Here is a 19,082-nt window from a genome sequence, read left to right as displayed (position 1 = left end):
CTTGAATGACGTTGGGTATAGAGTAAATAGTGAATAAGGATAATGCAGTCGGTAACTGACCCGGCCGCTTTATCCTATTTTTAAAAAAAGTCGTTATATAAAATAATACATATCGATAATTCGGTTACAGGAAAAACAATAAAATGAAACGAACGCTACTCAGCTGCGCCATACTGCTGGCGACGGCACCCGCTGTTCACGCGGAAAGTGCCGATATTCTGACAGTATGGGGCAGTCCGCTGGCTTCAAACCCGGATGTCATTACACAATCTCAGATGAAATCCCTGAACAAAACTAATGCCGCCACCGCAATCAGCACTATGCCGGGTGTGGTACTTGAAAAATCAGGCAACCGCAATGAACTGACGGTGAAAGTCCGGGGTTTTGACAGCCGCCAAGTGCCTGTTTTCTTTGACGGGATACCGACTTATGTACCGTATGACGGCAATCTCGATCTCGGCCGCTTTATGACCAGCGAACTGGAAAGCATTGAAGTGAGTAAAGGCTACACCTCGCTGTTACAGGGTCCGAACCTGATGGGGGGCGCTATCAACCTCACCACCGCCACACCGAAAAAACCGTTTGAAGCCAATGTGTCCTACAGCCAGGGGTTTGCCCGTGGCGCGGATAATGCGTACAACACCAGCGCCCGTGTCGGCGCGCGCAGCGACCTTGGTTTTATTCAGGTCAGCGGCAGTCAGTATAAACAACGTTTCCTGGGTCTGCCCGCGTCTGATGATGATAATGCCCTGGCTGGCAGTAACGGACGCCGCGCACACTCTTCTTCTGATGATAAACGCGGCATGGTAAAGGTGGGCTGGACACCGCGCGACACTGATCAGTATGTTGTGACCTATATGAAACAGGAGGGTGAGAAAGACAGCCCGCCGTCAGCCGGAACAGGTAAAGGCAAATATTCATACTGGGAATGGCCGGATTATAATAAAGAGAGTTACTATTTTAACGGCACCACACAGATTACTGACGGCATAAATCTCCAGAGCCGCCTGTATCACGATAAATTTGTGAATACCCTGCTGATGTACCCGAAAAAAGGCAATAAAGTCGATTACAGTCACTATGATGATTTCAGTAACGGCGCCTCTCTCCAGTTAGGAATAGATATGCGCGAGCGCGATCTGCTTTCTTTTTCCGGTCACCGGAAAGATGATGTTCACCGCGCACAAAAAGAACGCAACGGGGAAATCCTGCGTTACAAAGACCGCACCTATTCTGTGGCAACAGAGTACCAGTGGGCAGCAACATCCGATCTCGATATTATCGGTGCCATCGGCTATGACTGGCGTGACAGCCTTGATGCGGATAAAGGTGCAGGCGATAACAGCCAGAATGCATTCAACTGGGAAGTGATGTCAAAATACACCTTTGCCAATCAGGATAATGTCCGTTTCTCCGTTTCTGACCGCAGCCGTTTCCCGACACAGAAAGAGCGTTATACCACTGAAAAACCGAAAGATGGTTCAAAAGGGATTATTAATCCGGATCTTAACCCTGAGCGCGCACTGACCTTTGATTTAACCTATGAAGGCAGCATTACCGACAAGTGGGGCTACCAGGCCAGTATTTATCATAACCGTGTGGATGATGCGATCCTCGCCCACACTGTCGTGAAAAATGGTCAGGATTTCTTTCAGAACCAGAACAGCGGTCGCGTGGATTACACCGGGCTGGATCTGGGTGTGAAAGGTGACATCACTGATTGGCTGAAAACCGGCGTCAATTACAGCTACATTCACAGCGATCCGAAAGATGTTGATCATGTGGAAGGTCTGCCGACACACAAAATGTATGCCTGGCTGAAAGTGAACCCGATCGATCCGCTGACTCTCACCCTGGCAGAAGAGTTCCGTGCATGGAGCTATCAGTACAATGACAGCAACGAAAAAGTTGCGGGCTTTGCCACCACGGATCTGCGGATGGATTATGACTTCGGACACGGCATGTCTGCCAATGCATCGGTAAATAATCTGTTTGATAAATCCTATTACTTTACCAATGGCTATATGGAAGAAGGCCGTAATTTCTGGCTGGGTGTTGAATTCCGCTATTAATAATTGATTTTATACCCTTATTCATTCAAACCGCAGGTTCGTTGGCTGCACTCAGATAGCCGGGTCACATACTGATGTATGCTCCCCGTCTATCTTCCTTTCCCGCCTGCCTGCAATTTGAATGACGTTGGGTATATATAATATCTGTCAGGCCGATACAGGAAGTATCATTTCACCACCGCCCGCCGCTTCCCGGCGGTTAATCTGACGCAGCAGGAAGGTCGCCACCACACCGAGCAGAGAACAGCCGACTGAGAGCATGAAAATATAGCTGTAACCGGTTTCGCCGTATTTATCCAGCCAGTAACCGGCGACAGAATAATAGAATGCATCCGGTGAAAAACCAATAAATGACGCAAACCCGACCACGGCACCGGTCGTTTTCATCGGGATTTTTGATTCTGCGACAGAGGCAAAATAAATTCCGCGAAACGCGAACAACAGCGCACTTAACACCACCATATTGACTACGGCAAACCACATAAAGGCATTGCCTTTCGGGATAACCAGGAACAGTGCGCAATTGACTGCCATGATGATAAACCCGACAAACATAACACTGATAGATGATCCGACTTTATCTGTCACAATCCCCGCAACCGGCGATGCGACCATTTTAATTACATAGGTACGGACTATCGACAGCGCCGTAACCAGCGTGATCGGCACCACATAGACCTGCGACAAATACGGGCTGAGATACGTCAGGCTGGAAAAAACCACATACGTGGAGAAGATGATCAGCCCGATAAGCCAGGCTTTCGGCATTGTCACCACACTCATCAGTGAACGGAATGTGGTTTTTTCTTCTTCGGCGTTATCTGAATTGGTATTCCCGCCACGGTGTGCTATCAGAAAAAATAACAAGATCCCGCAAACAACAGAAGCGCCTGAATAGAGCCAGACCACATAGCGGAAACCAATTGCAGCTTCTGCAAATTTGCCGAAGAAATAGAGCCCGGTAAATGAGATCAATGTACCGGAAACCCCGGAGAGCCCTTCATAGAACCCGAAGATCCGCCCCTGCTCTTTTTCTGTTCCCTGCATCCGCACCACTTTGATCGAGGCGGCAAAGAATGTCAGGATCGTCGTCACGCCCCACAGAACGTGGATCAGCAGGATCGTGTTGTAAGACGGAAACGTGGCGAACCAGAATCCCAGACCACCGGATGCGAGCAGTGAAAAAGAGATAAGATTACGCAGCGAAAAACGGTCAGCAAACCAGCCGCCGAAGAAATAAGAGAACATACCGATTAAGCCGTACAGGCTCAGTAAGTTGCCGATTTCAATGTGTGACAGTCCCAGCGCTTTCTGCATCGGATCATAAAATGAGGATTTCAGGTAAGGCAGGCTGTACATCGCGGTCGTGCCGAACGCGAGAAGAAACAAGATCAGCAGACGTTTCCTGCGGGATAGATTTTCCATGCTATTTGCCATGATAGTTATCTCTGTGATGTCAGCCGTGGACGGCGTCCAGTGCCTGGCGGAAATCCGCAATAATGTCTTTTGCCGATTCAAGACCCACCGCAATGCGGATCAGGTTTTCACCGTTCATCTGTACCAGAGTGTGTTCTTCGCCCAGACTGGTGGCAATGGTGGTCAGTTTCAGGGAGTTAACAAATTTGCGGCTCACCTGGTCACGGCTCAGCCCGTGAATATCTTCTTTCAGACGGAAAGAGACAATACCGCCGCCCAGCCCGTTCATCTGCGACTGACACAAGTCATAGCGCGGGTGAGTTTTCAGTGCCGGATAGCGCACTTCTTCGATTTCATCCTGTGACGTCAAAAATTCCGCCAGCGCCAGACCATTTTCACAGTGTTTTTTCATGCGCATATCCAGGGTTTTCATCCCGCGCATGATCATCCAGGCATTGTTCGGCGCGAGTGCAGCACCGGTAAAGCAGCATAAGCCCGGCCATTTGATAAGCTCGATCAATTCACGCGATCCGATCACCGCCCCACCCAATGTGTCGCCGTGCCCGTTCATAAATTTCGTCAGGCTGTGAACCACCAGATCAGCGCCCAGATCCAGCGGACGCTGGAGGATCGGCGTGCAGAATGTGCTGTCGACAATCAGCAGGCTTTTGTTTTCATGAGCAATATCGGCAATTTCGCGGATATCCACCAGCTCCAGAGACGGGTTCAGCGGGCTTTCCACATAGACCAGACGCGTGGCGGGTTTCATTGCCGCGCGGATATTGTCACTGTTTGTGGCATCAGCAAACGTAATTTCCACGCCAAATTTTGCCAACAACTCTGTCATTAATAACCGGGTGTGAGAGAAGATCCCGTCAGCGCTGACAATATGGTCGCCGGTTTTTACCAGTGACAGCAGTGTTGATGCAATCGCGCCCATGCCGGAGGCACTGACGATCGCGCTGTCCGCACCTTCCAGCATAGCCAGCTTGCTCTCCAGCTCAGTCAGGTTCGGGTTACATTCACGGCTGTAAACATAGCCCCATGTCCGGCAGAGTTCTTCAAAGTGTTCAACAGAGTGCGCGGCAAATGTCGCGGTCTGATAAATGGGGCTTGCCAGCGCCCCGGTGGTTGGATCCGGCGAGTGTCCCTGGTGGATCAGTTTAGTTTCCAAATCATAATCAGTTGGTTTTGTCACAATAGACTCCTCATGCGATCAGCGTATTGATCGGCACGTCATCATTTTCGTTTTCGTTATAAGTTCGGGATCCTGATTCAGGATCAGCTGTGTAGTAGCGTGGTATACGGGAACGGGGTAACTATAAACTCTACAGCTACTATAGAGTCAATGTGGGGATACCTGACACTCATCACAAAACGGGTAATCTTCAGATAAAAAAAATAGAAACAGACTCTGTGTTTTCAGCCTGTTTCTGCATGTTATCTATACCGGGAATAGAGTTTTACACCAGGCAGCGCGTATCTATTTCACGCCGTTTCACTTTGATCTGGATTTCAGTCAGTAACTGATGCTTATCATTGGTTGAGAGCGGGTCAATTACCGGGATTTCATACATCATATCATCCACCGGAATACGTTTGTATTCGGCATAATCGGTGATGGTTTTAAATGCCGCACCATTGTCACTGTACGGTCCCTGATACATCAGACAGATAAATTCCCCGTCCGGGATTTCCGTGATTTTATTCTGCACCTGCGGATTAAACAGGTCACGCTCAACAATAACAAAGCTGTTCAGATAGTTAACCTGCTGTGTGGCAAGATAATTGTCGCGGGAAACCAGCCCGCTGACACCGCCGTAGAAAATAGAAATATTCTCTTCCAGGATATTGGCAATCTGCCGCCGTGAGAATTCCATCGTTTCCTCAAAGCTCAGACCCGGTTCGTAATCCATTGATAAAATATGGCGGCGGGGAATATAACGGCGGGTGACTTTGCCGATGCTGTCGGTATCAATGCCCTTCTCCAGGGTCTCTTTTTTGGTGGAGAGTACTTTTTTTAATCAGCTCCAGCTCACGGATTTTTTCATCCACAACGGTGATTTTCCGCGTCAGCAGATTCAGGATTTGAGTATCCGGGTCCTGTAAGCGGTGTTTGATCTCTTTCAGCGGCATCCCTAAGTATTTCAGATACTTAATAATATCCAGCTGAGAGAATTGATCGATAGTGTAATAGCGGTAGTTGCTTTCCTGATCGACATAGACCGGTCTGAATAACCCCAGTTGATCATAATAACGCAGCGTTTGAATGCTGATTTTATGAAGTTTTGCCATTTCGCCGATAGAAAAATATTTCGCCATACCGTGCCGCCTCTGAGTCACATCTTAATGATTAACCGGCGGCACGATAACGGAAACAGGGTATTCAGTGCAAGGTGCCGGATCACATTCCCGCAGGTTCGCGGCTTGCAGGAGCGGAATTGCGTTCCATATACAGAGTTCTGCTCGGGAAAGCGAAATCTGCGCCGTGCTGATGAACAATAGCAATAATTTTCAAATAAACCGCCTGCTGTGCCGCCAGCCAATCTGCCCAGACGGTGGTTTTTGTGAAGCAATAGACCATGATATTGAGTGCCGAATCACCGAATTCATCAAAATAGACCAGCATGGTCTGGTGCTGATCAATAGTTGTATCGGCTTTCAGCATGGCGCGGATATCACTGACAACCGGCGCAATTTTATCGGCATCTTCATAGCGCAGACCAATGGTGGTTTTGATCCGCCGGTTTGTCATGCGCCCCGGGTTTTCCACACTGATGGAAGAAAACAGGGAGTTAGGAATATAGAGCGGGCGGTGATCAAAGGTAATAATTTTTGTGATGCGCCAGCCAATCTCCACCACCGTGCCTTCAATCTGCCGGTCAGGCGAACTGACCCAGTCACCGATTTTAAACGGACGATCAAAATAGAGCATAATACCGGAAAAGAGATTACTTAGAATGTCCTTCCCTGCCATCCCGATAGCAATACCGCCGATCCCGCCGAACGTCATCAACCCGGATAGACTCATGCCGAAATGTTCACCGTAGAGCAGAAAAACCACAATCACGATCAGAATTTTCAGCACGCGGGAAATAATGTGCGCGGAGGTAATATCACTGCCACGAGCTATCTGTGCCTGCGCCAGGCGGTTGATCATCAGGAATAATTTACGGATCAACAGCAATACGATCAGCGTGGTACAAATCATCGCCACGGTATCAGCGGTGATAAAACGCCACTGAAAATAGACAATTCCCTGCTCTGTAAAATCCCCTAGGATCACCACACACAGCGCCCACATCACAAGCTGGGAAATATGTACCAATGTGGCATGTTTACCCTTTTCCCGCCGGCGGTTGTAAATCATCAACCCAACAGAGCCTAAGATACAGATAACCAACACAATCAGGCTGAGTACATTATTGGAGAGAAACTCTTCAGTTAACACAGCAACTCCTTATCATTATTCCTCTCCTTCTGATGAATTTCGCCGGGAAACTCGATTTATCCTGTCGCTGGTGAATTAATACATGTGCAGTAACATGATATTCATTCAAACTGCTTTTTAATACTGAATAAAGCGTTCCGACCGTAAATTACAAATTATCTAATAATTGCTCACGTAAATACACATTTCCATTTTTACTGTCTTTCTCCGAAAGTGTTAGTAATTTAAGCAAGGCTACAACTTCATCTTCTTTATTTTTTTCATCTAATTCAATCATATAAAATTACAACTCATTCCGGAGGACTACGAGTAGCTCAGCTAATCCCAATGTTACTGTCTGTATTTACTTAAACTGCACATCCGGTACCGTGGTAATTTCTGCTTCATTTTCCACACTGAAGTTCGGTTTGCCGGTGTATCCCATATAGTTTGCAATAATCACCGCAGGGAATTTACGGATAGTGGTGTTGTATTCACGGACACTTTCAATGTAACGCCCGCGCGCCACCGCGATCCGGTTTTCGCTGCCTTCCAGTTGCACCATCAGGTCGCTGTAAAGCGCGTTGCTTTTCAGATCCGGATAGCGCTCTGACACGGCAAGCAGCCGGGAGAGCGAAGATCCCAGTTCACTTTGTGCCTTCTGAAATTTTGCCAGCAGTGCCGGATCGTTCAGATCAGTGACATTGATATTCATCTGCCCGACTTTCGCCCGCGCTTCAACAACATCCTGCAATACCTGACGTTCAAAGTCCGAAGAGGCCTGAACGGTTTTGACCAGGTTCGGGATCAGATCCGCGCGGCGTTTGTATTGATTGAGCATTTCAGAGGCGGAAGCTGTTACACCTTCATCCTGCGCCTGAATACTGTTGTAATTGGAGACCAGTAGCACGCCGACCAAAACAATCACACCTAACAGCCCGATAATCAGTTGTTTCATTGTATTTTCCTTGTCTGAATGACGACTATTATTCAGGCAATCGGCGGGAGATTCAAGGTAAGGATTCGGAGAGTTAGCTGTGGTGATAAAGCCGGGGATTACGGTGCTGCGCTGATAAACCGGTAAAAACAGAAAGCCGCTGTAAATACTTTTGAATAACCGGTGATTCAGGTGCCCGCACCGGAGACGGACAAAAACAGAAAGTCGCTGTGAATACTTCCCTGTACGCTCAGGCTCGCCATCCATGGCTCGCATGCTTTCTGTTTTCTTTGTCCGTCACCTGCGCCATAAATTGAGCAATAAGAATCCGTTTTTTTGTTTTTCTGATTCATACTAATTAATACGCTAAATCATTTCGTTCAGAGCAAGGCGGCAAACGAAGAGGCACGGGGAGCATACATAAGTATGTGACCCGTGCCGATGAGTGCAGCCAACGCGGCTATGGACGGAAGGATGACGCGTATTCAGGTGCGCCATCCATGGCTAGCATGCTTTCTGTTTTCTTTGTCCGTCACCTGCGCCATAGCTTTAAAAAAGAATAATTCTTTTTTTGTTTTTCTGATCCATTCAGATTAATACGCTAAATCATTCAATCTGTAGCAAGGCGGCAAAGTGAGGACAGGCGGGGAGCATACATCAGTATGTGACCCGCATGGACGAACGAAGCCAACGCAGCTACAGGTTGAAGGATGACGCGTATTTACCAGGCGCGGACAGCGTCACCACGATACACTTCCTCCGCCTTTTTCAGTACCTCATCACTCTGAAATGCGGCAACCAGCTTTTTCAGCTTCTCATTGTCTTTGTCTGCGGCTCTGGCCACTATCAGGTTCACATACGGCGAATCGGCATCTTCCATAAACAGCCCGTCGCGCGCAGCAGAGAGTCCGACTTGTGATGAAAAATTATTATTGATAACAGAAAGATACACATCCGGATCGTCCAGTGCGCGGGTGAGTTGTGGTGTATCGATTTCCACAATTTTCAGTTTTTTCGGGTTTTCAATAATATCCGGGGTGCCCGGCAGATAACCCACGCCATCTTTGAGCTTAATCAGTCCTTCGGCCTGTAACAGTAACAGGCTGCGGCCGAGCGTCGTGGTTTCATTGGAAATTGCAACTGTTGCGCCATTGGGTAATTCAGCGGCAGATTTTATTTTATTAGAGTAAGCGGCTATCGGGAAAATAAAGGTCTTACCAATGACTTCAAATTGATAACCACGCTCTTTGCTTTGCGCTTCATAATACGGCACGGTCTGGAACGCATTGGCATCCACATCTTTATTGCGCAGCGCTTCATTCGGCAGGACATAGTCATTGAAGGCGATGACTTCAATATCCAGCCCCTGCTTCTCTTTGGCAACTTTCACCACTTCTTCCCAGATTGCCTGGTCCGGTCCGGTATTAATGGCGACTTTCAGTGGTTTTTCATCGTCATTCTGAGAACAGGAAACCGCCAGTAATGTGGTGCAGGCGAGCAGTGCGGATACTATAATTTTTCTCATACCATCTCCGAAACGCATTGTTATAATTGTTTTTTATTTTGCACTGTCCAGTGCCGCACTGATATCTGCCAGGATATCATCAATGTGCTCAATACCAATTGATAAACGGATCATATCTCTTGATACCCCGGCGCGTGCCAGTTCGGCTTCATTCAGTTGACGGTGTGTTGTGGTTGCCGGGTGACAGGCGAGCGATTTCGCATCCCCGATATTGACCAGGCGGACAATCAGTTTCAGTGCATCGATAAACTTCGCACCCGCCTCTGCCCCGCCTTTGATGCCGAAAGACATAATCGACGCCGGTGTACCTTTCACGTATTTCTGTGCCAGGGCATGTTCCGGGCTGTCCGCCAGACCGGCATATTTCACCCATACCACCTGCGGGTGCTGTTGCAGATATTCGGCGACGCGCTGTGCGTTTTCGACATGACGCTCCATACGTAGTGCCAGTGTTTCCAGTCCCTGCAAAATAAGGAAACTGTTGAACGGAGAGAGTGCAGCGCCTGTGTTGCGCAGCGGCGCCACACGACAACGGGCAATAAATGCAGCAGCGCCGAAGTGTTCAACATAATTCACGCCATGATAAGAGGGATCAGGCGTATTAAGTACGGCAAAGCGCTCTGCATGCTCATGCCACGGGAAAGTGCCGGAGTCGATCACCATTCCGCCGAGAGAAGAGCCGTGTCCGCCGATATATTTCGTCAGTGAATGCACCACGATATCAGCCCCGAACTCAATCGGGCGGCACAGTGCGGGGGTTGCCACTGTATTATCCACAATCAGCGGCACGCCGTGGCGATGCGCAATCTCCGCAATTTTTTCCAGATCAACAATATGTCCGGCGGGGTTAGAAATCGTTTCGCAGAACACGGCTTTGGTGTTGTCATCAATCAACGCGTCCAGTTGTGCAAAGTCATCATGCTCTACAAACCGGGCCTCTATTCCGATGCGGGGAAAATTATGCGCAAACAAATTATAAGTTCCGCCATACAATTTGGAGACACTGATAATATTGTCGCCGACACCTGCCAGGGTCTGAATTGCATAGGTGATCGCCGCCATGCCTGATGCCACCGCCAGCCCTGCCACTCCGCCTTCCAGTGCTGCGACCCGCTGTTCCAAAACATCATTTGTCGGGTTCATAATGCGGGTGTAGATATTTCCCGGAACTTTGAGATCAAATAAATCCGCGCCATGCTGTGTATCATCAAAGGCATAAGAGGTGGTTTGATAGATAGGCACAGCGACTGATTTTGTGGTCGGGTCCGGTGAATACCCGGCATGGACAGAGAGTGTTTCAAGTTTCATGTGTTCTTCCTTACAGCGCAGGTGAATATCATTGTTTAGACGTCTGGACGTATAGACTTATCTTTCTTATACCGGCAATTGCGGAAGAGATCAAAAAGGAAGTGACGAAATAAAGATGAATTTTCTTCATGATGAGAAAAAAAAGAATAAAAAAAAGCAGCCGTATTAAGGGCTGCTCCGCAGAAAACAGGATTATTTGCAGGGTTATAAAATTACGTCCGTGCGTTATTCACCAACTGGCTCAACGTCGCTGTACGGGCTTCAAAGAAACGACTGAGCAGTTCCATAATTTTCTTAACCAGTTCCTGCTGTACATCGGCTGATTTATTGTAAGATGACATACTGTTCAATGCGTTCTCTTTTGACGCACGGGTCAGTTCCGCCTCCCCTTGTTCACGGGTAGCATCAGCCCCGATAATCTGAGACACCAGGTTACCGACGGTCTGTGTCAGGGAACTCAGTGCCTGGCCGGAAATACTCTGCAGTGATGGCCCGCCGGGATTCGCTCCCAGGCCTTTGGCTGAGCATACCGCACCGGCAACCGCAACCACCACAGAAGCCACCGCACCGGCAATAGCCGCCGTCACCTGAATATCCGCTTCTTTGTATTTATGATCCTTCAGCTTTTCAGCCAATTTGTTGACTACTTCACTCATTTTGTCACGCATAGCCTGTTGTGACAGAGAGTCATCAGACAAGATACGGAAAAGTTCAATCGCAATACTCATCCACCGCTGATCCTGCTCAGAAAGTAATGCAAAAGTACCTGCCGGCGCGTTGGATTTGATGACATTCCTGATTTCATTATCAGTAAGCGGAACAGATTGAGCTTTGACTGAACCACTATTTTTCGCTACAGTTTCAACCAATTTCTCAGAATAATCTGTTTTTGGTACACTTTTCAAACCGGGTACATTACCAGCAGAATCATCAACAATGGTCGGTGTTGTTGTCCGATAAATTTCAGGGGATAAGATTGGTGAAGTCATTGAAAATTCCTTTTAATTTAATTAACTACACTGAAGTGTGTAATATCGCTTTCCAGTTACGAAAACTGTCTCTTGCCATTGCACTGGTTTTCTCATTTAACGTGCGCAACTCTTCCTGATTTGCTGAAAAGCTTTCCATCAGCCTGTTCATCATCTCTGTCAGTGAATCAATAAGCTGTTGATCAAATTCGATATCGGCAATGCGCCGGGTGATTTCCTTATCAATCTTTGCCTGGAGAATGGTATTTATCCCACCAGTTACGGCATTCGAAACCGACATGACAATCATTGCACGCTGCACTTCTTTCATGATCTCTTTTACTATCTGTTTTACTGTCTCAGACATAAATTTACCGACCATTTTCCCGATAAGGGAACTCAATGCAGACATCAGCGCGACCATCACCACCATGGCCACAACCATCGCGATAATCTCCATTTTCATCTCTAATTCTTTGATCTCTTTTTCAGATTTCCCTTCCGCTCTCGCGGATTCAAGAGCAATACTTTTAATAAATTGCTGAATTTCTTCCATTAACTTTGTAAACGGTGTCATCAGCGTACTCATAATGCCGTCTTTACCCAGTGAGTCCAGAATTGCATCAATGACCATAATGGCAGTAAAAATAAGAGCTACAATGAAAGCGGTCATCGTGCCCGCCGTAAGCGCCGCTAATATCAGTAAAATAAATGCGATTAAGGGGGCCAGCCATTTAAATAGTGCCTGTAACTCTTCGGCTTCTTTGATTTTTATCTCTATATCTGCCGCTTCTTTTTCTGTTTTTGCCTGCAATGCCAGTTGCTGAAGCCGCTGAACCCGGATTTCACTTTCCATTTTGCTCTGCATCATTTTTTCACGTAAATCTGACAATTTCGCCATGATCACCGCTAATTCATTTTCGTATCTGTCATTTGAATTATTATTTAGATTACTATTCGCTACTTGTTCACAATAGGCAGCCATGCTGCTATATAGCTCAACCTGGCTGTGTAAATACCTCAGTTCAGATTGTGCATTACCAAGAGCAGCCATCCATTTTTTTCCGGCTGCACTATTTTCTGATGGTAGTTCACTAAAATTATTCAGCAGTTCAGAGACTGCTTTTATTTTTTCTTCTGAAGTTTTTTCTTTATTAAAAAGTGTGCGATGAACATTGGCAATATCAAGTTTTTCAACAAGATATTCTTTGAATGACTTTGTTGCCATTTTATCCGTTACTAATGCTCCCTTCAGCTTTTCATCCTTTGCTACAGAGATAAATTTTTCTTTCGTTTCCTTATCAAATTTAGCTAAAAAATCCTTATCCATATTTCCCGGATAATCTAAATACCCACCAACTCCTTCAGGGCATTTAAACTCTCCATAATAATAGTCTGATAAGTTATCCATATGGTTATCCACCATAATTGACAATTCATCAATACGTTTATTCATAACAGATATCTGTTTATCCGTCATAATACATGAATATTGTTTTTTATTTATAGCCGCACTGTTTTTATATTTATCAGCTTGCTCTGAAAAAAAGTAATCCTGTATTTTAGCGAATATTTCATAACATGAAGTTTCAGCTACAGTCGTCTTTTTATACTCCTTTTCTTTACCATCAGACTTATTATTGCCTGAAAGATGAGGCTTCTTGTAATTGTTTTTATTTTTTACAGTACTATTAACCACTAAAGAAACAGTAGCTGTAGCATGCTGCGCAACCACTGCCCCTGCTGTTTTTTTGTAGTTCTGCTGTACTGACACTATGCTCCTGCTGCGTATCATCCGTTTTTTTTAACGGAAGATAGATTAGAATTAATATCCATATTATTTCCTAAGTTAATACTACAAAATCTAATTTCTTAGCATGCTTTTAATTTCATTAAATAAATCAAGAATCATATTAGTAATATTCTTAACCATATTTTCATAGTTACTATTTTTTGTACTATAATGCTGAGAAAATTCATCTATCGATAGCTGAAGCTCTTTCTTCATTCCATCTAATCTGGTAGTGAGTATATTTAGAGTAGTTGAGCTAACTTTAATAGATGTATCAGCATTTAACGGAATACGTTCTGACGTAACTGTTGGCTTCCATTTCGCCCAGGTTTTAACATAAACCTCAGGGTCATCTCTCATGTATTTATCATATTCTGATTTTGAAATTTCTTCATATCTGACAATAATCTTTGCTTTCCATCCATCATAGTCATATGTTATTTTTTTGATAGATTGTTATATGATCCCCACCTGACGAAATACGACTATTATCTAATGCATCTTTGATATTGCCTTTTAATCCAGCATATTCCTTTAAATTTATTTTATTTATAGCATCAATATATTCATTGTTTATAAAAATATTTATTTTATTAAGTTCTGTAAGCGAACCACTGACATTACTTTCATAGTCTTTTGCATAGTTATTTATTTCTAAATATGTAAACACATTATCCGGCACAACAAACTGGCGTACTTTTCCAGTTAACCTTATTACATTACCATCCTTATCGTTCTCAGGTATTATTTGCTTAATAAATTTCGTGCCATTAATTGGTTTATCAAAAGCAGAAAAAAAAACCATTTAGTGAAGTTACTGCACTTTTATAACTGACATCAGATTCAATAATTTTTCCATCAATAACAACATTATATAACCCATTTATTTTACCCGGAACCACCTCAATATCACTCTTATAGATAAATCCGGTATCTGCATCTAAATCAGGAATATATTTCTTTGTGACGCTATGGAGATCATTGATAAGCTTATGTTCCTTTAATAGCGTTTTTTTTACCATCATCAATGATATCCCCTATGTAACTCCCGTAGTCATTAAGTATCTTTGTTGTTTCTTTATAAAACTCCATATAACCGGACATACCTTCCCGGTGATATTTCAAACTGATATCATGGCTATATTTGGCTAAAACATGCAACTGTTCCTCATAATATTCATGTGTAACTAATTCCTTTGAAACTTCATACTCATGAATATGTGAATTAATAGAAATTGCATCATTCGACCATTTCCGATCAATACTATAAAGAAAAGCCAGGTTTTCTTTCGTCATCAGATTTTTATAACGACTCAATGCTGTATCAATATCGGACTCTGAAGAATTTCCACTATAGAGTATACTTCTTATTTCAAAGAGATCATTGGTGATCGTATCCAGCCTCTCCTGCTGTTCACGTTCAAGAACAATATTCTCGTACTGATCGGTTACTTTTTTCGCAACGGAACTATTACTGTCTGTATTTGATATATTATTTTCTTTCAGTATTTCCGGTGCTATCCGATCAAAATTTAATGCTATATTGTCAGCCATCTTTATTCTCCACTAATGCCAGGTAATACTCAGCCTGCTGTTTGTCTTGTGGATCACAGGACAATGTCAGGATATGCCTGAAATGATTAACTGCTGTTTTTATGTCACCTTCGGATAAAAAACACTGACCAGAATATAAATAGGCCGATACATTCTCACCATCTAAATTAATCACCATCGCATAGAGATTAATAGCTTTTCTATACTGTTTTTGTACCTGCTTAACCGCGGCCAGCCCTAATAAATAATCAGTATTACTAAAATCATATAAACATAATGAATTAAATATCTTCTCGGCCTGCTCAACCAGTCCTTTATCATAATAATCACAAGCTAAAGAATATACATTACTATAGTCTTCCGGCTTCTCCGGTGCGAATGCATTAATTACATTCCCATTTTCAATATGCTTAAATATTGACTCAACTAATGATTTTATATTTATTATTTCTTTGTTATCCATAACATATTTCCTTAATAATAATTGATTATCAAGTGAGGTAAATTATACCCGGATTTACTGATAATCACTTTCATAAAATACTCGCCTACCGCATGAGTGTATTTTCTGCATCTGATGTATCCTGCCTTGCCTGTTCCACATCTTTCAGCCACAACAACAGATCGAGGAATTTATCCAGATCATCATCAATAATGGTGTCAAAAACGTGGTACTTTTTAAACAACCGGCGCGCCAGCGGAATATCCCGGACAACAGGGATCTGGTGCTTTTCGGCATATTGCCGGATAGCCAGAGCATTTCCCCCCTTTTCTTTTACTGTAATGAGTGGCATCACACCGTTTTCAGGATCAAGATAAACAGCAACAGCAATGTGTGTCGGATTAACCACCACCACATCTGAATTTTTAATTAATGCTTTCGTTTCCGAGCTCAGCAATTCCCTGTGCTGCTGTTTGCGGGCTGATTTTATGTCCTGGTTTCCCTCGCTATTTTTATACTCTTGTTTAACCTCGTGTTTTTCCATTTTCATATCACTGAAAAAGAAAAAATACTCCACGATATAGTCAATAACTAACAGCGGGCACAACAACAGCATAAAAATAAAGATATAGCGGCTGACAAAATGGATAAAACTGTGGCTCACATCAGAAAATGGGGCATTAACCAGCGCATAAATATCAGCAATATTCATCATGGTAAATACAGCCGCGGCAGACACATATACCCCGATTGATAACAGCGCTTTCACCAGATTTTTCAGGGATTTTTTAGTAAAAATCCGCTTAAATCCGGCTATCGGATCAATCTTTGTTAAATCAAATTTGATAGCTTCCGTTGCAAGAGCAAAACGTGTCTGCAACAGGGAGACAAAGCTGACACTCAATCCGCACAAACCAATCAGTGGCAAAACCATCTTGAGAAAAAGACTAAATAATTCATCAATATAAACTGAAAGTGAGAGTGTGTTTACATTGCGTAAAACTATCTGACAGAATCGGCTGAAAGCACGCCAGTCTGCCACATAAACCAAAAAGCAGAACCCCGTTATATAGCCAACTGTAGATAGCAACTCCTTGTATTTAAACGCATTACCTTTTTTTGATTCATCTTTGAGTTTTTTACTGGTCGGTTTTTCCGTTTTTTCAGCCATCACTTCCCCTCAAAAATAACGCCACCGGCACCGGATCAAACAGTGCAACCGCATCCCAGACAGTGGTTCCGCGAAACAGCAGCAGTGCCAGCAGAAAGGCGATAATGCTTTTGACCGAAAGCGACAGTGAAAAAGGATTGAGCTGAGAATTATAAAGCGCCAGCGCGCCCAGGCTTACCTCTGATATAAATAAGATAATAAACAACGGCATACAAAAAATCAGTGACAGTGAGAGACTTTCTGTCAGCCAGGTTATGACCACACTGTAATTTATAGATGTCAGCAATTGTCCCGGCGGCAGCAGAATATAACTTTCCCGCAGTGAAGAGAGCAGCAGTAACATGCCGTCATTCATCAGGAAAAAAGACACGCCGAACAAATTGAGATAGGTCGAAAATGGCGATGCATCAGAGCCGGTCGTCGGATCAGCAATATCACTGATATTTGCCCCGCGCTGATTATCAACATACTCACCCAGGGCGGATAAAATAAAAAATGGCGTGCTGTATACCAGCCCCATAACCAACCCGACCGTTATTTCACTCACAAGGTGTATAACAGAAAATCCAGGTTCGGCTACAGAGTTATCGCCGGCCAGACTCTGCGCGAGTAAAAAAATAACGATGCCCCGTGTCGTCCGGCTGAGAATAAATTTTTCATTGAGAAAAGGAATAAAAGCAAAAGCTGCAAACAGCCGCACACTGTTAAATAGCGTGGTATGCAGCATGTTATGCAGCCAATCAAGCAAGGCCATATTCTCAGCCCACCGCAGTCACATTCAGTGCCAAAGAAAACATCTCCCGGGCATAATGGAGCAGAGAATCGCCGAGCCAGGATAATTGCATTAAAATACAGGTAAAAACAGCAATCAGTTTCAGGCCAAACGGCAATGTCTGTTCCTGAATCTGTGTGACTGTCTGTAATAACCCTACAGTAAGACCAACCGCAGTCGCCACTGACACCGGCAACAACGATAATATGATCACCAGATAAATCCCTTTATCTGCAGCGTAAATGATATCCATATCATGTATCCATAAGTTCAATGTATTGTGAGACCAAGCTGGTTGAGAGCAGCGACCAGCCATCCAGCGCAATAAATAAGATCAGTTTGATCGGGACAGAGAGTGTCACCGGGCTCATCATCATCATTCCGAGCGCAAGCAGCACACTGGAGACAATAAGATCGATCACAATAAACGGCAGATAGAGGTAAAAACTGATCAAAAATGCTGCTTTTATTTCTGCTAATGCATAAGCGGCGAGCAGGTGAAAAAATGAAATATCGCTGTTTTCATCCAATTCAGTGTACTGATCATCATCGCTGTCAGGTTGTGCGAAAAAGTGCAGCAGGGATTTATCCGCATAGCGGAATAAATACTGCCGGTAATCATGCAGCCCCTCATCTACAAAGCGGGTGAGCGACTCCGGTTGTGACAATTCAACCGGATTTTCCACCGTATAGTAATAAGTTTTACTGGCTATGGGGAACATCACCACCATGGATAAAATAAGGGCAATGGCATTGAGCACCATATTTGACGGGACCTGCTGCACTCCCAGGGCATTGCGCACCATCACGAATACAATGGAAAATTTAAGGTAGCAGGTTCCGGCGGCGAGTATAAAGGGTAACAATGATGCCGCCGCCAGCATCACCATCATGGATACGGCGCTGTCAGTCATCACGCATCCTTATGAAAAAGGTGGTGAATCTCGACAGCAAAATGCTCCCCGATACGAACCAGCTCCCCCTGAGCAAAGCGTTGTCCGTCGATTTCCAGGATGAGAGAACCCGTATCAGCCTCCGGCAATATCAATCTGTCCCCCTGTCGTAATGCCAGCAATTCTCCCAGCGGGTAAACTCGCCGGTGCCGCAGGAAATCTACCCGTACAGATAGTTTATTACTATCAAAAACAGCCTGTTGCGGTATAACTATGGGTTCTTCTGTAACAATACCAGCCTCCGTTATCATAGCTCCGTCTTCTCTCTGTTCCAGTGTCATCTGAAAATAGCCTCCTGCCCGCATAATGTAGTGGTTATGTACAATAAGAAGGATATCCCCCTCATTAAGACTGTGGATCATTCCAAGATCTGTATTGGTGTGTCCGATATAAATACCGCCGATAACAGATACCTTATCGTTCTGTGTAATCAGCGGTGAGGTGATGTCAAAATACCCTTGAGCATCAATCAGATAAAAATCTATTCCGTGCTCTTCAAACCACAGAGTGGCTTCCGGGCTACCGGCGGAATTTTCTGTGCAGACAGATAACTGATACTCTTCAAACGAAAATAAAGGCAGGGATAATGGTTTATTATTTTTCTCAATCAGGGAAACAAGATAACCTTCAGGTATAACTTCCCACGGAATATCATTCTCACCAATTAGATATTTAATTAACAACTCCACTTCAATAGCGAGTGTTAATATATGCTGTGAGTTTTTCAATTGGCATATTATTA

At 44.5% G+C, this 19,082-nt stretch carries 22 protein-coding genes; 1 reads left to right on the top strand and 21 read right to left on the bottom strand.

What is annotated here, in order from left to right; translation table 11 throughout:
• Positions 1 to 143: 143 nt before the first annotated feature.
• Entirely contained in the window at positions 144 to 2,072 is a 1,929-nt protein-coding gene (locus AYY16_RS11525; protein WP_067366458.1) for a TonB-dependent receptor plug domain-containing protein, read from the top strand.
• A 147-nt stretch (positions 2,073 to 2,219) separates the two neighbouring features.
• Here AYY16_RS11525 and AYY16_RS11520 read toward each other — a convergent pair whose 3' ends face one another.
• The 21 genes from AYY16_RS11520 to AYY16_RS11425 all read right to left on the bottom strand — a co-directional run bounded on the left by AYY16_RS11520 (position 2,220) and on the right by AYY16_RS11425 (position 19,068).
• Positions 2,220 to 3,497, bottom strand: coding sequence for an MFS transporter (locus AYY16_RS11520; RefSeq protein WP_067366455.1), 1,278 nt, complete (start codon positions 3,495 to 3,497; stop codon positions 2,220 to 2,222).
• Positions 3,498 to 3,528: 31 nt separating this feature from the next.
• Positions 3,529 to 4,686 (bottom strand): trans-sulfuration enzyme family protein, encoded by a 1,158-nt coding sequence (locus tag AYY16_RS11515; protein ID WP_067366452.1) that lies wholly within the window; start codon positions 4,684 to 4,686, stop codon positions 3,529 to 3,531.
• 265 nt (positions 4,687 to 4,951) lie between these two features.
• Positions 4,952 to 5,404, bottom strand: coding sequence for a GyrI-like domain-containing protein (locus AYY16_RS21105; protein ID WP_235846289.1), 453 nt, complete (start codon positions 5,402 to 5,404; stop codon positions 4,952 to 4,954).
• Positions 5,405 to 5,462: 58 nt separating this feature from the next.
• The gene (locus AYY16_RS21100; protein ID WP_235846288.1) at positions 5,463 to 5,810 is read right to left on the bottom strand and encodes a MerR family transcriptional regulator; all 348 of its coding nucleotides are present in this window, start codon (positions 5,808 to 5,810) and stop codon (positions 5,463 to 5,465) included.
• Positions 5,811 to 5,892: 82 nt separating this feature from the next.
• The gene (locus tag AYY16_RS11505) at positions 5,893 to 6,939 is read right to left on the bottom strand and encodes a mechanosensitive ion channel family protein (protein ID WP_067366449.1); all 1,047 of its coding nucleotides are present in this window, start codon (positions 6,937 to 6,939) and stop codon (positions 5,893 to 5,895) included.
• A 148-nt stretch (positions 6,940 to 7,087) separates the two neighbouring features.
• Entirely contained in the window at positions 7,088 to 7,216 is a 129-nt protein-coding gene (locus AYY16_RS21435) for a hypothetical protein (RefSeq protein ID WP_263317261.1), read from the bottom strand.
• A gap of 66 nt (positions 7,217 to 7,282) precedes the next feature.
• Positions 7,283 to 8,131 carry a LemA family protein gene (locus AYY16_RS11495; protein WP_396672919.1) on the bottom strand — a complete coding sequence of 283 codons (849 nt, stop codon included), beginning with the start codon at positions 8,129 to 8,131 and terminating at the stop codon, positions 7,283 to 7,285.
• 445 nt (positions 8,132 to 8,576) lie between these two features.
• Positions 8,577 to 9,380, bottom strand: a complete 804-nt coding sequence (locus tag AYY16_RS11490) for a MetQ/NlpA family ABC transporter substrate-binding protein (protein WP_067366446.1) — start codon at positions 9,378 to 9,380, stop codon at positions 8,577 to 8,579.
• A 33-nt stretch (positions 9,381 to 9,413) separates the two neighbouring features.
• A complete protein-coding gene (locus tag AYY16_RS11485) occupies positions 9,414 to 10,688 on the bottom strand; it encodes a bifunctional O-acetylhomoserine aminocarboxypropyltransferase/cysteine synthase (RefSeq protein WP_067366443.1) in 1,275 nt (424 codons plus the stop codon).
• 212 nt (positions 10,689 to 10,900) lie between these two features.
• Positions 10,901 to 11,677, bottom strand: coding sequence for a hypothetical protein (locus AYY16_RS11480; RefSeq protein ID WP_067366440.1), 777 nt, complete (start codon positions 11,675 to 11,677; stop codon positions 10,901 to 10,903).
• A 25-nt stretch (positions 11,678 to 11,702) separates the two neighbouring features.
• Positions 11,703 to 13,430, bottom strand: a complete 1,728-nt coding sequence (gene sctE / locus AYY16_RS11475) for a type III secretion system translocon subunit SctE (protein WP_067366437.1) — start codon at positions 13,428 to 13,430, stop codon at positions 11,703 to 11,705.
• Positions 13,431 to 13,520: 90 nt separating this feature from the next.
• Positions 13,521 to 13,808 (bottom strand): hypothetical protein, encoded by a 288-nt coding sequence (locus AYY16_RS11470; protein WP_067366435.1) that lies wholly within the window; start codon positions 13,806 to 13,808, stop codon positions 13,521 to 13,523.
• Positions 13,809 to 13,878: 70 nt separating this feature from the next.
• Positions 13,879 to 14,253, bottom strand: a complete 375-nt coding sequence (locus AYY16_RS11465; protein ID WP_067366433.1) for a hypothetical protein — start codon at positions 14,251 to 14,253, stop codon at positions 13,879 to 13,881.
• Positions 14,231 to 14,473: a hypothetical protein gene (locus AYY16_RS11460; RefSeq protein ID WP_156664997.1), complete on the bottom strand. Its 243-nt coding sequence runs from the start codon at positions 14,471 to 14,473 to the stop codon at positions 14,231 to 14,233. Before AYY16_RS11460 ends, AYY16_RS11465 begins: the two co-directional genes overlap by 23 nt.
• Positions 14,439 to 15,002: a hypothetical protein gene (locus tag AYY16_RS11455; RefSeq protein ID WP_067366426.1), complete on the bottom strand. Its 564-nt coding sequence runs from the start codon at positions 15,000 to 15,002 to the stop codon at positions 14,439 to 14,441. The genes AYY16_RS11460 and AYY16_RS11455 overlap by 35 nt, the downstream gene beginning before the upstream one ends.
• Positions 14,995 to 15,465, bottom strand: coding sequence for a tetratricopeptide repeat protein (locus AYY16_RS11450; RefSeq protein WP_067366424.1), 471 nt, complete (start codon positions 15,463 to 15,465; stop codon positions 14,995 to 14,997). The genes AYY16_RS11455 and AYY16_RS11450 overlap by 8 nt, the downstream gene beginning before the upstream one ends.
• An 85-nt stretch (positions 15,466 to 15,550) precedes the next feature.
• Positions 15,551 to 16,615 (bottom strand): EscU/YscU/HrcU family type III secretion system export apparatus switch protein, encoded by a 1,065-nt coding sequence (locus AYY16_RS11445; RefSeq protein ID WP_067366421.1) that lies wholly within the window; start codon positions 16,613 to 16,615, stop codon positions 15,551 to 15,553.
• Positions 16,608 to 17,369 (bottom strand): type III secretion system export apparatus subunit SctT, encoded by a 762-nt coding sequence (gene sctT / locus AYY16_RS11440; protein ID WP_223861216.1) that lies wholly within the window; start codon positions 17,367 to 17,369, stop codon positions 16,608 to 16,610. The genes AYY16_RS11445 and sctT overlap by 8 nt, the downstream gene beginning before the upstream one ends.
• A gap of 4 nt (positions 17,370 to 17,373) precedes the next feature.
• Positions 17,374 to 17,640, bottom strand: coding sequence for a type III secretion system export apparatus subunit SctS (gene sctS, locus AYY16_RS11435; protein WP_067366418.1), 267 nt, complete (start codon positions 17,638 to 17,640; stop codon positions 17,374 to 17,376).
• Between the two features lies 1 nt (position 17,641).
• A complete protein-coding gene (locus tag AYY16_RS11430) occupies positions 17,642 to 18,301 on the bottom strand; it encodes an EscR/YscR/HrcR family type III secretion system export apparatus protein (RefSeq protein ID WP_067366415.1) in 660 nt (219 codons plus the stop codon).
• Complete coding sequence (locus AYY16_RS11425) at positions 18,301 to 19,068, bottom strand: FliM/FliN family flagellar motor switch protein (protein WP_223861215.1); 768 nt, start codon at positions 19,066 to 19,068, stop codon at positions 18,301 to 18,303. Before AYY16_RS11425 ends, AYY16_RS11430 begins: the two co-directional genes overlap by 1 nt.
• Positions 19,069 to 19,082: the final 14 nt, after the last annotated feature.

The sequence above is a fragment of the Morganella psychrotolerans genome, from assembly GCF_001676155.1.
GTDB classification, from domain to species: domain Bacteria; phylum Pseudomonadota; class Gammaproteobacteria; order Enterobacterales; family Enterobacteriaceae; genus Morganella; species Morganella psychrotolerans.
This window is presented reverse-complemented; position numbering and strand designations above follow the sequence as displayed.